13 protein-coding genes and 2 pseudogenes are annotated in these 13,768 nt (G+C 66.5%); 11 read left to right on the forward strand and 4 right to left on the reverse strand.

The genetic code is table 11. The annotated features are described in order from the left end of the window. Window positions 1–103: 103 nt before the first annotated feature. From BM127_RS00840 to BM127_RS00890, 11 genes and pseudogenes are all read left to right on the forward strand, one after another. On the forward strand, window positions 104–1,543 hold the full coding sequence (locus tag BM127_RS00840) for an IS30 family transposase (protein WP_091193109.1): 1,440 nt from the start codon (window positions 104–106) through the stop codon (window positions 1,541–1,543). 250 nt (window positions 1,544–1,793) lie between these two features. Continuing rightward, a complete protein-coding gene (locus BM127_RS00845; RefSeq protein WP_091193110.1) occupies window positions 1,794–3,044 on the forward strand; it encodes a tyrosine-type recombinase/integrase in 1,251 nt (416 codons plus the stop codon). Window positions 3,045–3,444: 400 nt separating this feature from the next. Then, the gene (locus BM127_RS00850; protein ID WP_091193112.1) at window positions 3,445–4,119 is read left to right on the forward strand and encodes a sigma-70 family RNA polymerase sigma factor; all 675 of its coding nucleotides are present in this window, start codon (window positions 3,445–3,447) and stop codon (window positions 4,117–4,119) included. A gap of 409 nt (window positions 4,120–4,528) precedes the next feature. Continuing rightward, window positions 4,529–5,206, forward strand: a complete 678-nt coding sequence (locus BM127_RS22060; RefSeq protein ID WP_157829635.1) for a zeta toxin family protein — start codon at window positions 4,529–4,531, stop codon at window positions 5,204–5,206. 107 nt (window positions 5,207–5,313) lie between these two features. Beyond that, the gene (locus BM127_RS00860) at window positions 5,314–5,874 is read left to right on the forward strand and encodes a hypothetical protein (RefSeq protein ID WP_091193114.1); all 561 of its coding nucleotides are present in this window, start codon (window positions 5,314–5,316) and stop codon (window positions 5,872–5,874) included. 163 nt (window positions 5,875–6,037) lie between these two features. Then, complete coding sequence (locus BM127_RS00865) at window positions 6,038–6,313, forward strand: DUF2604 domain-containing protein (protein ID WP_091193116.1); 276 nt, start codon at window positions 6,038–6,040, stop codon at window positions 6,311–6,313. Between the two features lie 53 nt (window positions 6,314–6,366). Beyond that, the gene (locus BM127_RS00870) at window positions 6,367–7,194 is read left to right on the forward strand and encodes a putative metal-binding protein (protein ID WP_091193117.1); all 828 of its coding nucleotides are present in this window, start codon (window positions 6,367–6,369) and stop codon (window positions 7,192–7,194) included. Beyond that, window positions 7,191–7,685 (forward strand): Mov34/MPN/PAD-1 family protein, encoded by a 495-nt coding sequence (locus BM127_RS00875; RefSeq protein WP_139227534.1) that lies wholly within the window; start codon window positions 7,191–7,193, stop codon window positions 7,683–7,685. The genes BM127_RS00870 and BM127_RS00875 overlap by 4 nt, the downstream gene beginning before the upstream one ends. A 2-nt stretch (window positions 7,686–7,687) precedes the next feature. Further along, window positions 7,688–9,454 carry a ThiF family adenylyltransferase gene (locus BM127_RS00880; RefSeq protein ID WP_091193121.1) on the forward strand — a complete coding sequence of 589 codons (1,767 nt, stop codon included), beginning with the start codon at window positions 7,688–7,690 and terminating at the stop codon, window positions 9,452–9,454. Between the two features lie 297 nt (window positions 9,455–9,751). Then, window positions 9,752–10,420: a hypothetical protein gene (locus tag BM127_RS00885; RefSeq protein ID WP_091193123.1), complete on the forward strand. Its 669-nt coding sequence runs from the start codon at window positions 9,752–9,754 to the stop codon at window positions 10,418–10,420. 241 nt (window positions 10,421–10,661) lie between these two features. Further along, window positions 10,662–10,940: pseudogene (locus BM127_RS00890) on the forward strand (integrase core domain-containing protein); the annotation flags it as partial. Between the two features lie 120 nt (window positions 10,941–11,060). Here BM127_RS00890 and BM127_RS22660 read toward each other — a convergent pair. From BM127_RS22660 to BM127_RS00905, 4 genes and pseudogenes are all read right to left on the reverse strand, one after another. Continuing rightward, entirely contained in the window at window positions 11,061–11,585 is a 525-nt protein-coding gene (locus BM127_RS22660; RefSeq protein ID WP_231263143.1) for a DUF4872 domain-containing protein, read from the reverse strand. 157 nt (window positions 11,586–11,742) lie between these two features. Then, window positions 11,743–12,154: pseudogene (locus tag BM127_RS23110) on the reverse strand (BtrH N-terminal domain-containing protein); the annotation flags it as partial. 133 nt (window positions 12,155–12,287) lie between these two features. Further along, window positions 12,288–12,884, reverse strand: coding sequence for a TetR/AcrR family transcriptional regulator (locus tag BM127_RS00900; RefSeq protein ID WP_198554454.1), 597 nt, complete (start codon window positions 12,882–12,884; stop codon window positions 12,288–12,290). Between the two features lie 81 nt (window positions 12,885–12,965). After that, complete coding sequence (locus tag BM127_RS00905; RefSeq protein ID WP_231263142.1) at window positions 12,966–13,649, reverse strand: lysophospholipid acyltransferase family protein; 684 nt, start codon at window positions 13,647–13,649, stop codon at window positions 12,966–12,968. Between the last annotated feature and the right edge of the window lie 119 nt (window positions 13,650–13,768).

Below are 13,768 nucleotides of genomic sequence, written 5' to 3' on the forward strand. Positions count from 1 at the left end.
CTCGGAAGTCCCCTCCGCTCCATCGCCTGCGTCACTGTGACGGCTCTGCACAGGGCGAAATCAACCGGTCGTCGCAACACCTCGATCACGGAGGAGTTCGGCGATGGCAACGGCAGACTGGAGCAAGAAGACCAGCGACGTACCTGAGGGTCTTCGCCGGCAGTGGCGCGCTGACCGGGCGCTGCGGCCAGCTATGCGCTCGCCCGGGCGTCCGGATCCGTCCCGGGTGGTGCAGCGGCAGTTCTGGCGGCTGATCGCTACGGGCATCACGTCGGCAGAGGCGGCGCTGGCGGTTGGCGTGTCAGTGCCGGTCGGGACCCGCTGGTTTCGCCACGCTGGCGGTATGCCGCCTATCTCACTGGCCGAGCCCACCGGCCGCTACCTGAGCTTCGAGGAACGCGAGGAGATCGCGATCCTGCATGCCCGGGACCAAGGTGTGCGCCCGATCGCCCGCGCGATCGGGCGTGACCCCGCGACGATCTCACGCGAGCTACGCCGCAACGCTGCAACTCGTGGCGGGAAGCAGGAGTACCGGGCCACGGTGGCCCAGTGGAAGGCGCAGCAGGCGGCCAAGCGCCCCAAGACCGCGAAGCTGGTTGAGAACCCGCGACTGCGTGAGTATGTCCAAGATCGGCTCGCTGGCGACGTTCGTCGTCCTGACGGCACGATCGTTCCCGGTCCGACGCCGCCTGCGTGGAAGGGCCTGAACAAGCCACATCGGCAGGATCGACGGTGGTCGACAGCGTGGAGTCCGGAGCAGATCGCGCATCGGCTGAAGGTGGAGTTCCCCGATGATGAGTCCATGCGCATCAGCCACGAGGCGATCTACCAATCGCTGTTCATCGAGGGCCGTGGCGCGCTCAGACGCGAACTGGTCACGTGTCTGCGCACCGGCCGTGCGCTTCGGCAGCCGAGGGCCAGGTCGCAGAACAAGCCCGGTGGGCATGTCACGACCGACGTGGTTCTCAGCGAGCGTCCTGCCGAAGCCGAGGATCGCGCCGTCCCCGGTCACTGGGAGGGCGATTTGATCATCGGAACCGGGAGGTCGGCGATCGGCACCATCGTCGAGCGCAGTAGCCGCTCAACGCTCCTGGTTCACCTGCCACGGATCGAGGGGTGGGGCGAGAAGCCGTACGTGAAGAACGGACCATCGCTCGGCGGCTACGGGGCAATCGCGATGAACGCCGCGCTGACAGCGTCAATGACCAAGCTGCCCGAGCAGCTACGAAAGACCCTGACGTGGGACCGCGGCAAGGAGCTCTCGGGCCACGCACAGTTCGCGTTGGAGACCGGCACGAAGGTGTTCTTCGCCGACCCCCACTCGCCCTGGCAGCGGCCAACGAACGAGAACACCAACGGTCTGCTGCGCCAGTACTTCCCCAAGGGAACCGACCTGTCCCGCTGGTCTGCTGAAGACCTCGAGGCCGTAGCTCACGCGCTCAACAACCGGCCCCGCAAGATCCTCGGATGGAGGACACCTGCCGAGGTCTTCGAGGAGCAACTACGCTCCCTCCAACAGCCCGGTGTTGCTACGAGCGGTTGAACTGGCCCAGTGAACGAACGCGAGGGTCACCGAGCGGGCTGCGTGCTCCGAGATGTGTGCACATGAGTCAGGATGCCACTTCACGAGGCGATACTGGCTTCGAACCAGTCCGCCCGCACTTCGGCGACATGTGCTCTGACCAGCATTCTAGGGCGCTGACCTGCAAGTTTACGCGTTTCCGCCTCAGTCGCTGGCGGACTCTTGCGGACACGAATACCCTTCTGGTGGACACGAACTCGAGGGAACGCCTGTGGCGCAAAGTTCCGACCGACGTAAGTTCGGACAGATCACGAAGCTGCCCAGCGGACGCTATCGGGCTCGCTACGCAGACCCCGATAGCCGCGAGACCGCCGTCGGAGAACCGCTTCGTTACAACGCGCCTCACACCTTCGAGTCCAAGGACGATGCAGAGGCGTGGCTGGTGGATGAGCGACGCATGATCACCGCGGGGTCGTGGAATCCCCCGTTGGCGCGACGGGCAAGCAGGCTTGCCGCGCCGGTGACAGTCGGCGACTACGCACCGCGCTGGCTTGCGGGCCGGAAGGTGAAGGGGCGCCCGCTCGCCGAGCGCACTCGCGACCATTACCAGGACCTGCTCGATCGCTTCATCCTGCCGACCTTCGCCGACGTCGGGCTCAAGGATGTCAGTCCTGAGGCGGTCGCCGAGTGGTATGACACTGCCGCCGACACGCCTACGTACCAGGCGCACGCCTACTCGCTCTTGCGCGCGATGATGCGCACCGTAGCCGACCCAACCAGGAACTGTGGCGCCGCGCTGATCCCATTCAACCCATGCGGCATCTCTGGCGGCGGCTCGTCCGGAACCAAGCGACGCATCCGCCCGGCCACCGCCCAAGAAGTAGCCGCCATCGTGGCGGCCATGCTGGAGCGTCACAGGCTGATGGAGCTGCTCGCCGACGGCTGCGCGCTCCGCTTCGGCGAATTGGCTGAGCTTCGCCGCTCGGACATCGACATTCCCCAAGGAGTTATCCGGGTCCGCCGCGGCGTCGTCCGCTCTAGGTCCGCCGGTGTCATCGCCAAGGCTCCCAAGAGCGAGGCTGGCATCCGCGACGTCCCGATCCCACCACACATCATCGAGGCGGTGCGGGAACACACGAGGCATCACGCCGCGCCTGGCGCTCAGGGGTTGATCTTTCCCGGGCGCAACACTGAGCACCTGTCCCCCAGCGCCTTCTACGGCAAGGTCTCCAAGAAGCGTCGTGGCAAACTATCGACGAGGGGATGGGGCTGGTACGAAGCTCGTCGCGTCGCTGGCCGCGAGGACCTTCGCTTCCATGACCTCAGGCATGGAGCCCTGACCGAAGCCGCCCGGCACGGCGCCACTCTCGCCGAACTCATGGCACTCGGTGGACACTCGACCAACCAAGCGGCCATGCGCTACCAGCAGGCCGCGTCCAGTCGGCTTGCCGAGTTGGCGCGCAAACGTGCGGAAGCTCGCGGCTGGACCGCCAGCGAAGCAGCGGCAGCAGACGAGATTTGAATCCGAATCCACTACTAGGCGAAAGATCGCGACTTCGACTCTCGATGGGCACGCAAGCGCAGATGTCATGCGACGTCTGGCCTGACCTGACCAGCAGACTTACCCGGTACTCCCTCGGCTTCGAGCGCGAAGCGGCCTCTCAGCTACCGACTGCGCGCCTCGCATCCCTCAGGTAATGCAAGATGCTGCACATCCCCTTCCCATGTTGTCCCCCGCCAACACCCGATAGGGAGGGTGCAAACTGCAGGGGCCCGCCGTCCACAGCCTCAGGCTCTGGCTGTCAGCGGATCATGCGGCAGACCCGTTCCTGTCGGAGAGGTCAACTAGGATCCTGCCATCGGGCAGGCGAGTGCCGTTGTCACATGTGAGACCAACCGAGAGGGGGACGCAGGTGCCATCGGTGAGTCCGCTGCACGACTTCGCCGAACGTGCGACCGCGTTGCTCGTGCGCATGGCCAGTGATCCCGACCCGGCGTTGGCAAGCGCATACGACGAGCTTCTCTTCGAGCCCCTGTACCGAGTGATTCGGCAAAGGGGCACGAGCCTGGCAATGCAGGCGGCAAAGCGGATCGGCCCAGACGTGACCGTTCCGGCCGTCCAACCGGGCGACCTAGACGCCATCGCGATCGAGACCACGGTGTCGGCACTGGAACGAGCCCGGAACTCGGCGGGACGGTTCGTGGCCGAACGTGGTGATGGGGCGAGCTGGGCGTTGGGTGCCGCTGGGACCGCCTACATCGATGTGGTGCGCGACTTCTACGGTGTCCGGCGCAAGCTGCAGGCCGTCCCCGTCGACCCGCAGTCCATGACGGAGGTGGCGGACACACACCGCACGGCGGTCAGTCCGGAGCAGGTGGTCGAGACTCGTGCCGCGTTGGAAGCGGCATTGAGCCGGCTCACCCCCGAGGAGCGGTATGTCGTCCTGGCCCGGAAGCAGTTCGGTCTCAGCTATGCGGAAATCGCGACGTACCTGTTCGGTCAACCCGATGCCACCCGACGAGTCGACAACCTGTGGCAGTCTGCGCGCCGCAAGCTGACTGAGGCGGAGCGCGCGTGGAACGCGGCTGATGAGTGACCGGGATCCGTCCTCGGAGCAGGCCGCAGGCCTGACCGCGGCGGATGGGAGCGCCGGACGACCTCTGCCGGCCCAGCCGGCCACGGGTCCCTCTCAACGATGGCGATCGCTGGCCGAGCTCGAACGAGCGACCGTCCTCTACCGTCCCACGTGGTGGCGCACTGACATCGATGCCATGGCGTTGCTCACGAGCGGGACGGCCCCGGGTCGCCTTGGTCTGGTGTCGGCGAGGGCGGCTTCCGGCATCGTGACGACTACGGACGTCTACGGCGACGGTCGCGGCGCCGGTGGCTACCTTGCGCTCCGGCGGCCCGTGCACGCCGCCATCCTGGCGGACTGCGTACCGGGGGTGTCGACCGATCCGTTTACGCGTGTGCCGGATCGCACGTCGCCGGAGAGCCGACGACCGATGGCCTTCTTCACGATCGGGGCACCCGGTGCCGGGAAGACGTCCATTTTGCGCAGCATGGTCGAGGCGTTCCGCGTCGACGTTTTCCGCAACGCCGGGGACGCATCCCCGTTTCCGGAAACCGGCGACCTTGGGGCCGACGCCGGCGACCGCGCCACCTCCCTCCCGGTGCTTGCGCCGTACAGCGTCATCGATGCGGACCGCGTGCGCCAGGCACTGCCCGAATACGCGTACGGACTGGGGTCGCTGGTGGTGCAGCAGGAGTGTTTCGACGTCACCTACGACCTGGTACTTCCCGCCGCCATCGACCGCGGTGAAGACATCGTCTACGACACGATCGGCCGACCGGCTTCGATGGACGCGGCCGTGGACCGGCTTGCAGACGCCGGGTACGACGTGCATCTGATCCACGCGGCGTGTCCCGAGGACGTGTGCCGTTCGCGCACGGAGCACCGCGCGCTGCGCGACGGTCGCCTCGTGGACCCCGCGATGCTGGCCGAGGCGATCCAGGACGCCCGGGAGTCGCTTGCGTCTTTGACGCGAACGGGCCAGCTGGCCGGATGGCTCGACGTGGAGACGTCGGACGGCGACTCGCCGCGACGTGCCGGCGGTTCGCCACCGTGGGAGTCCGCTTTCGACCTCTGGCTTCAGGAGCGCCCCCGTGGCTTACCCGCTTGAGGGGCAATTGTCGGGTACCAGTGACTCGGTGCGCACCGGTATGCCACTATGCGATTTCCCAAGTCTTCCAATTTGTGTGCCGAGTCCTCGGCGCGCACACTTGATCAATGGGGGTCGAGATGAGCGGCATTCGCGGAACCTCGGACGGTGGCGACACAGTCCGTGCCGATCCGGCGGTCCGAGACGCGCTCGCTCGGGCCTCCTATGCGTATGACCGCACCCTCCTCGAATACGAGGACGCACTGGTGACCCAGGACCAGACCCGACGCACTTTCGCGTCCGCGCGCTTGGCTGAAGCCACCCGAGACCTCGCCGCAGCGCAAGCCGCACTCGCTGCCGCGCGCGTCGCGCCGGAACACACCAGGGACGCCCGCGCATCAAAAGACCGCGAAGGCCGACTCACCTTTGACGAGCTGTTGAGCGATCCGACCCAGCAGCTCGACTCCACGAGTGCAGTCCTCGAAAGCATCCTGAGGTATCAGATCGCGCCGCAAGCCACCGCGTCGGCCGCAGGGAACTGGGTGCCGCAGGCGCCCTCCGAGGTCCGCACTGCAGAGTACGTGCGGCAGCGCCTAGGGGCTTCCACAGCTGCATCCACGGCCGGGCGTCCGGCCCGCTACGCGCGTCACGGCCACTTCACTCCGGGCCGTCAAGCCGCGGCCGGCTGAACAGAAGCCTTACCTCCTCTCCCCGAGCCTGGCGTGGCCGGTGCCGTCGCGCACCGACCCTCTCCCCGCTCGGACGACTGCGCCGAAGAAAGTTCGAACGCGACCTAGGGAATGTTCGTCCTCGTTGCCTATGACCTAGTGACGGGGCAAACACGAACACTTCATGGGAGGCATCATGCCGAAGCCGGACAACCACCTGGACCTGGTCGTCGTCGTATCGGGCGCGGTGCAGAACGTCCGCATCAACATGCGTGAGCGACTCGAGCACGCTGTTCGCGAAGCCCTCCGCGAATCCGGGAATGAAGGACAGCCGCCCGGCGAGTGGGAGCTGCGCAGCGAGGCCGGGGAGCTACTCGACCTGGAGATGACTGGAGAACAAGCTCGACTGCAGGACGGGGCCACGCTGTTCCTCAGCCCCCGCGCCGGCGCGGGAGGGTAATTGCGCCCGGCGTCCATCTGCTTGTCAGCCCCGCATCGACCTTGGAGAGCCGCATGACGATCGAAGAGGCCGACACATCGAGTGCTTCCGCCCAGAGCGTCGACACTTCGCGTGGACCACTGCTCGTGCCGCACGAGGTGTCGCGAGCCAAGTTCCACCAGCAGCTGGAACGGTTCGAGACCAATCGGAACGCCTTTGCCCGGCGAGGCTGGCTGCTCCTTGACCACGGCGACTTGTGGGTCGAGGTGGGGTTCTTGCACCAGGTGCCGATGGCGTCACTGTCCGTGCCGGTGATGACCGCGTGCGTGCGCATCGACTACTGGAACTTCGACCTGTGGCCGCCGTCAGTGATGTTCGTGGACCCGCTGACCCGTGAACCTGCGCCGCCATTGGTGAGGGCGCCGGACAAGGTGTCCGACACCGAAGTCCGCGATGCTCTGATCGACGGCCATCCCGAGACTGGGATGGCTTTCTTGTGCATCCCCGGCATTCGGGAGTACCACTCTCACCCGCAGCACAACGGAGACGACTGGTTGTTGCATCGTGGGCTTCACGAAGGCGATCTCGCCGTGCTGTGCGACCGCATCTGGCGCCGGATGGCACGTAACGTCGTGGGTCTGGACATCGCCGTCAAGCTCCTTCCGGTCGGCAGCCGCCTCGACTTGACGTTGCTTCAAGGGGACCCCGATGCGCTGCAGCGACAGATGCAAGCCATCCAAGGTGACGCTGTCGCGGCAGCGCCTCCGATGTCGCCCGCCGCCGCCGAAGAGCCTGCGCACGATGCCTCGATCGGACCCCTCCCCTCCGCGGTCGACCTTCCGGGCGACGACTTGGCGGCTGCGCCGGCGCCAGAACCCATCCAGGAGGGCGAACAGGCGTGAAGCTGACTTCAGTAGAACGAGTCCTCATATCCATGCGGGTGCTGCAACCGACCCTCGACTTCCTCGCCGAGCGTGGCGCACAAGGACATGAGGGGTTTGTGGTCTGGGGCGCGCGACTACGCGACCAAGGAACCACCCTCGAATTCACCAGCCCCTACGTTCCTCATCAGACGGCCCACACGACGACCAAGGGCCTGCTGGTCACCGTTGACGGCGCCGCACTCGACCGGATGAACAGGGCGTTCTATGCACGCGGCGAAATAGCCGCCGGTCAGGTGCACTCCCACCCGACGGACGCCTACCACTCCGAGACCGATGACCACTTCCCCCTGGTAACCCTGCGCGGCGCGATCAGCCTGGTCGTCCCCGACTTCGCCCAGCACGGGCTCGCCTCGTCGGACCGGTGGGCCTGGTATCGCCTCCTCGGACTCGGTGAATGGGAGAGCCTGCCCCCTCACGTGCAAGTCGCGATCACGGAAGAGGACGCTTAGCCATGGGACTTCCCCCGTTCTTCTCCCGCGTCGCCGACGCGCTGCGCCCGGTCACGGACGTCGACCCCGCCGTGCTGGCGAGCAAGCTGTCCGACGTCACCGTCGAACTGCACCTCCCGGACATGACCGACACCTCGGCTGTTCGCGACGCCGCGTTGATGGCCGGCAACCTGCTTGCACGCCTCTATCCGACGCTCGAGGTGCACGCCGCCCCGGCCAGCAGCCTCGCACGTGAGGTTGCCGCGCTCGCCAAGACCATCAACCCGGACATCGGGCTCATTATCGTCGATGCGTCCGGCACCGCAGACGTCGAGTTCGAGGACGCATCTGCGACGTCGAGCTCGCAAACAGACGCCGGCGCGCTCGGACGGCAGACATCTGCCACGAATGGGACAAGGGTCGCCCTCGTCATCGGGTGGCGCGCCCAGGTCCAGAGCAACGAAGACGAGCGGCCACGTACTGGCGTGCCTCCCCAGGTCCCGAGCGGTCGCGTGGTCCACGTCAACGCGTCGGGATGGGTGGCAACGGTCGACCATGCCGAGGACGAGAGTGTCGAGGCGTCCCCAGTGCCAGGGACTCCCCTGGCCTGGCTTGCCGCGGCTGCCCTCGGGGTCGGCGAAATGTTCCGAGCCGTCTTCGCCGACGAGCTCGGCAGCCGCGGGCGACACCACGCGCAGCCAGGCCGGTTGTCCATGCTGCCCGGCACGGCTGCCACCGCCGTTCCCGATGGCGGCCCGCCTCAAAGCGAAGACCCTCGCCTCAGTGCGCGAGGAATCGACATCGGTCACGTCCATCTGGCCGGAGCTGGTGCTATCGGCGAAGCATTCGCGCTGGCTCTGCGCGCCTCGGAAGCTACCGGGCGTCTCACCGTGGTGGAGCCGGAAACGGTCACGCTGTCGAACCTTCAGCGTTACGTGCTCACCGATGCTGCATCCGTCGACGTGCCCAAGGGCGAGATCATCAGGAACCTGTTCGCCGGCTCTGACGTGTCAGTGGAGATCGAGGAGGCACGGTGGGGTGATCGCTCCAGTCATCTTGGTGTGCAGAAGGTCGCGGTAGCGCTCGACTCGGCACGGGATCGCATCGCCGTTACGTCTACCTTGCCGCAGGCCGCGTACAACGCTTGGACTCAGGTCGCCGACCTGGGTTGGTCACGACACGAAGACTTCGGCACCGCTCCATGCCTCGCGTGCCTGTACTACCCCACAACGGCGCGACCTAGCGACCATGAACTGATCGCAGCAGCCATCGGGCAGCCGACTCTCCGCGTGCTGGGATATCTGGTCTACAACCAGCCCATCGGCTTCCCGCTTCCGCACGTGCCAGCCATTCCGGACCTCCCCGCCAATCAAGAAGACGTACTGCATTGGATCCAGGTCCCGTTGATCGACGACCTCTTGGCGGCAGGTGTCATTAACGAGGAGGAACGGGACCGTTGGGCTGCCAGCACCGTGGGTGCGCTGTATCGCGACGGTGTGTGCGCCGGGGGTGTTCTGCCCGTTGGGAACCTGCCAGGCGAGGTGTTGGTGCCGTTGGCACACCAGTCAGCCTTGGCTGGCTTCATGCTGGCGGCGGAAGTGCTAACCGCCTCGGAAGAACTGCGCGGCGAGCGCGACGCAGCAGTCGAGCGCCGCTTCGATGTCCTTCGCGGCTTCCCGCAGGTAATCGCCCGTCCACGAGAGCGGACCCCCGGGTGCCTGTGTTCCGACCCGGACTACGTACGTGGCGCCATCCGACTACGGAGGCCACCGCAGACAACCGACAGTTAAGCCGCCTGAGCCCACTGTTCGATCTCAGCGATGGCCGTCGGGCCTGCTGCACGGATCGGTGCCATGGTGTCCGTGCCGGAGCGGTTCTGTACCAACAAGGGCAATGTGCACCTTCACGCTCAAAGCGCCTTGGTAGACCTCGCCTGCGAACACAGAATAGGGAGTGTGCACGAGCTCGGCCGGCGGTCTATCAAACCGATCCAGGAGGCTGGCGGTTCCGCAATTGCGGTTCGTCCACTCGGTGTGCACGTTGCGTGAGATTGTTGCGCGAACATTCCCTCAGCCCGAAGGCCGCCCGTGAAGCACGCACCAACCGTCCTGCTCGTGCTGCTGGCGACAAGCCTGGCCGCGTGCGCCGCTAACGAGCACCGCACCGCTGACTCGACCGAAAGCGCCATGGAGAAGTCTGATTCGGGTCCGGCCGATGAGGCTAGGGGCGCCGACCCGGATGAGAACTCGCCTCAAAGCGAACCGGAGCCGGCGGCTAACTGTCCCGTCGGCACGTGGCTGGCTGGTGACGACGACCTCGACGACTACTTCGACTCCGCCGCGCTAGCGATGGCGAAGTCGATGCCCAGCGAAGCCGAAGTCGTTACGCCTACCGATGCAGACACAGAAGCCAGCGGCAACCTCACGATCACCTTTCGAGCCGACCACACCTACCAGGTTGAGATCGACAAGCTCGTCAACGCCGCGCCCGCAGTCGGATACTCCAGCAGCTTCACGGGGACCGAGACGGGAAAGTGGACTGGTGACGCATCCGCGATCACGATGACGTCCACTGGTGTGACCGTCGAGGAGGCCACGCAAACCGTCGGAGGGAAGACTCAGCCGATGGACCCAGACCTGCTCGGACCGAATGGGGGCTCGGGGCTCAGCTGGGGGGAGTTCAACATCATCTGCGAAGGGTCAAACCTGACGTCTTCTAGCAAGGGTGGTGCCGTGCTGACCATCCACGCCAGTTAGGCAGGTAGCCGGCCGACGCCAGGAGCGACCTGCGGCCTGGGCGCCCGCAACTGCAACCTCCACCCGGAGGAACGCGCCTCGCGGTTCCCGCAAGCGCCCGCCGCCAGCGGCCCCCGCGCCGACAGATTGGCCTCACTCGGCGGGCCGGGCGACCTGCTCTTGCGGGAGTTGCGTCGAGATCACGTCGTCCGCCGATACCAACATCGGGACGGTGCACTCCCCCGCTCAAAGCGCGCCCGTAGATGGCGCCGGTCAGTACCTCGTCGTGAGGTACACCCAGCGGCTGGCCGAGGCTGGCGCTGTCGCGTCCGTCGGGTGCACGGGCGACTCCTACGACAACGCCCTGGCCGAGGCCTTCAACTCGCTGTTCAAGGCCGAACTGGTCCGCAACAAGGGGCCGTGGAAGAGCATCGACGACCTCGAGATCGCCGTCGCGGAGTACATCGACTGGTTCAACCACCGCAGGCTCCACGGCGAGATCGGACTCGTCCCACCCGCTGAGCACGAGGGCAAGTACTACCGGCACAACCCCGCACCGGCTACCGTCGGCGCGTCAGTTCAGAGCCTCCACTGAACCCGGCACGCGACAAGCCTCGCGGTGGTGCTCGCGTGCTGCGGTCGCTGACTTGCCTACGATTGGTCACCCATCTCTGAGTTCGCCCGCCGCTTTGCGCATCCGAGAGATGGCATGGTTTTCGTCGCTGGGGATCGTCGCGGCGAGCTCAATCACCCGTCGCCAGCGGTCGAACGTCGCTCCGTCGCTACGGCCGGCCGCAGCGAGAGCCGACCACGTGTCCGCGTAGCGCAGGAGCGCGGTGCCGGCCTCCGCGATCTCAGCGGACCCAGTTAGCCGGGCCACGTCGGCACAGAACTGTGCCTGCAACCGGCGGAACAGGCCGCCGCCGGTCCCTGCCTTCTCCACAAAGGCGTGGAGCGATCGCAGTGCGACGCCCAGTTCCGGTTCGGGCATGAGCCCCGGCCACCGGTCGACATCCTCGGCAAACACCGCGACTCCACTGATCCCCGCAGCAGCAACGGCATCCGGCGGCAGCGCCGACGAATCCGGGATAATCGCGGTTAGCGCCGCTTGCATGCTCTCGACCGAGGCGACGAGGGCCGAGGCCGCGGTCGGGCGGAGATCGGGCAGGATCTGGGGCCAGTTCACGAAGTACGTGGTGTGCCTTGTGGGCACGGTGGAACGAACGTGACGCGCGCGCCCGCGCAAGAGCCTCGTAGGGGACTTCCTGCACCTCGGCTCGGTCGTTGTCCACCACGAAAGCCGTCTCGGTCTCGTCGTAACCGATCACGACGATGTCATGCCGAGTCATCTGAAGGCGGACATTGAGGTAGGGCAGCTCAGCAATGTCCGCCCACATCAGCACGGGACGGCCTTGCTGGAGCTCCCCGCGGACCCAGCCCCAACCGATCACGGGGTCGTCGGTGCCACAGACGTAGGCCTTTACCCAGCCTCGTAAGAAGGTCGACCTCAAGGTCGCTGCTATGCCCCACAAGATAGATCGGCGGGGCAAGCCCGGGTACCCGGAGGAAGGTGAAACCCAGACCACCGCCCATCCCGAAGACCAGACCTTCGCTCGGTACCTCCTCCCAGCCGAGACCGGCCCACTCTAGGAGGTCTCTCAGCGCTCCGGAACCGCAATGACCGGCCTCACGGTGGGGATAGTCCAGCAGGACCCGCCGCGGCTCCGGCTGTCGGGGTAGGAACTCAGCTGACATGGCAACTCCTGGATCGGCTCGCAGCGCTCTGTGCGTACGCCGGTGGGTCGGGCGCGGCGGGTTCCGCGACTCTACATTTCGCTGAGGCACGCAGGGGCTCGCGGTCGACGGCGGTCGTGACGGCTGGTGCAGGTCACGATTCGAGGGACAGGAACCGGACGGCGACTTCGGAGATCTTGCGCGCCGTCGCGGTGCGGTCCCACTTGGGGAGCGCCAGATGACTGACCGTCAGGCGCACCATGGTGTCGGCCGCGTCGATGACGTCGTCTGGGGGAAGACTCGGGTAGCTCTCCGCCACCCATGCGGCTAGGGTGTCGGAGGCGAGGTCGTGAAGCCGCGCGGATGTCGTTAGCAGCGGGAGCATCCCTGTGGACGCCTGACTGCCCGCATCCAGGTCGCGGTTGGAGATGAGCACTGCCTTGAGCAGGGGGCTGCGTTCGGCCTCGTTCAAGGTGTAGTCGACGGCTGCTGCGATGCCGCGTTTCGCATCGCCGATGTGTGCCTCCAGCGCCTTCTGGATGCCCTCCAGGAAGCGCGAGGCCTCGCGGAGCACGAGGGCTTCTCCAAGGCCGGCCTTGTCACCGAACTCCTTGTAGAGCGCCGCTCGCGACACCCCGGCACGATCCGCCACCTCCCCCATGCGCACCCGGTCCCAGCCGCGGTCGACGATCAGGTCGTGGGCAGCCTCGAGGACAGCTGCGCGCATATGCTCCCTGAACCGTTCGCGCATGGAGGGTCCCCGCATGTCAGAGAGGTTAGCGATTCGTGTCTAGCGACCGACTCGCGTCACTGACCTGGACACGCCCGCACGCTACTTAGCGTGCTCGTCGGCCAGTTGGTCGACCATGACGGCGAGGGTGTCCTGAAGCCTCTGCACCCCTACAGCGACTGCCGTCGCCCTCGGCAACTCTCGGAGGTCCTCGAGTTGCACCGGGTCCCCGACCAGCAGGGTGACCCGACGGCGGCGGCGGCCCAGCACCACCCTCCCTTCGTAGGCTGGCACGATCGTCTGCACCCCCCATTGAGCAACGGGAATCAATGGAGCCGACGTCTCGAGTGCGATGCGCACGGCCCCGGGCTTGAGCGACATCAGACGTCCATCCGGTCGCTTCGTGATCGATCCTTCTGGGTAGATGACGACAAGGGCGCCACGGTGTACGGCTTCGATCGCGGCATAGATCCCAGCTCGGCCGTTGGAGCGATCGACCTCGACGTGGCCGGCCGACCGGAACCACCAGCCGACTGCTCTACTGTGAAACAGGCTCGCCTTGGCCATGAACCGGGGGGTCCGGCCCTGGGCGAGGATCATCTCCCCCAGGAACAGCGGGTCGGCCTGGGAGACATGGTTGGCCGCCAGCACCGCGCCTCCCGACCCGGGCAGGCGCTCCGTACCGCGCCAGTCCGCTCTCCTGCCCAGCAGCAGCAGCAGCGGTTTGCAGACGAGCAACGCCAGCCACCACGCAGGCCCGCGGGCGTCTCTGGGGACGCGTCTCACGCCCGCGGACCGACCCGAGTCACGCAAGTCCGGAACGATAGGCAGGACTCCCATCGCCGTCCAGACCGTCGACCTCCAAGCCATCCTTGCTCACCTCGGCGGGCAATGGCTCGATGGTG

This window comes from Nocardioides alpinus (genome assembly GCF_900112035.1).
Classification (GTDB): Bacteria; Actinomycetota; Actinomycetes; order Propionibacteriales; family Nocardioidaceae; genus Nocardioides; species Nocardioides alpinus.

What these genes read in the sequence shown, in the direction of transcription:
- BM127_RS00840 (WP_091193109.1), top strand. Translation starts at nt 104, where the DNA reads ATGGCAACGGCAGACTGGAGCAAGAAGACCAGCGACGTACCTGAGGGT.
- BM127_RS22060 (WP_157829635.1), top strand. Translation starts at nt 4,529, where the DNA reads ATGGCCTTCTTCACGATCGGGGCACCCGGTGCCGGGAAGACGTCCATT.
- BM127_RS00860 (WP_091193114.1), top strand. Translation starts at nt 5,314, where the DNA reads ATGGGGGTCGAGATGAGCGGCATTCGCGGAACCTCGGACGGTGGCGAC.
- BM127_RS00865 (WP_091193116.1), top strand. Translation starts at nt 6,038, where the DNA reads ATGGGAGGCATCATGCCGAAGCCGGACAACCACCTGGACCTGGTCGTC.
- BM127_RS00870 (WP_091193117.1), top strand. Translation starts at nt 6,367, where the DNA reads ATGACGATCGAAGAGGCCGACACATCGAGTGCTTCCGCCCAGAGCGTC.
- BM127_RS00880 (WP_091193121.1), top strand. Translation starts at nt 7,688, where the DNA reads ATGGGACTTCCCCCGTTCTTCTCCCGCGTCGCCGACGCGCTGCGCCCG.
- BM127_RS00900 (WP_198554454.1), bottom strand. Translation starts at nt 12,884, where the DNA reads ATGCGCGAACGGTTCAGGGAGCATATGCGCGCAGCTGTCCTCGAGGCT.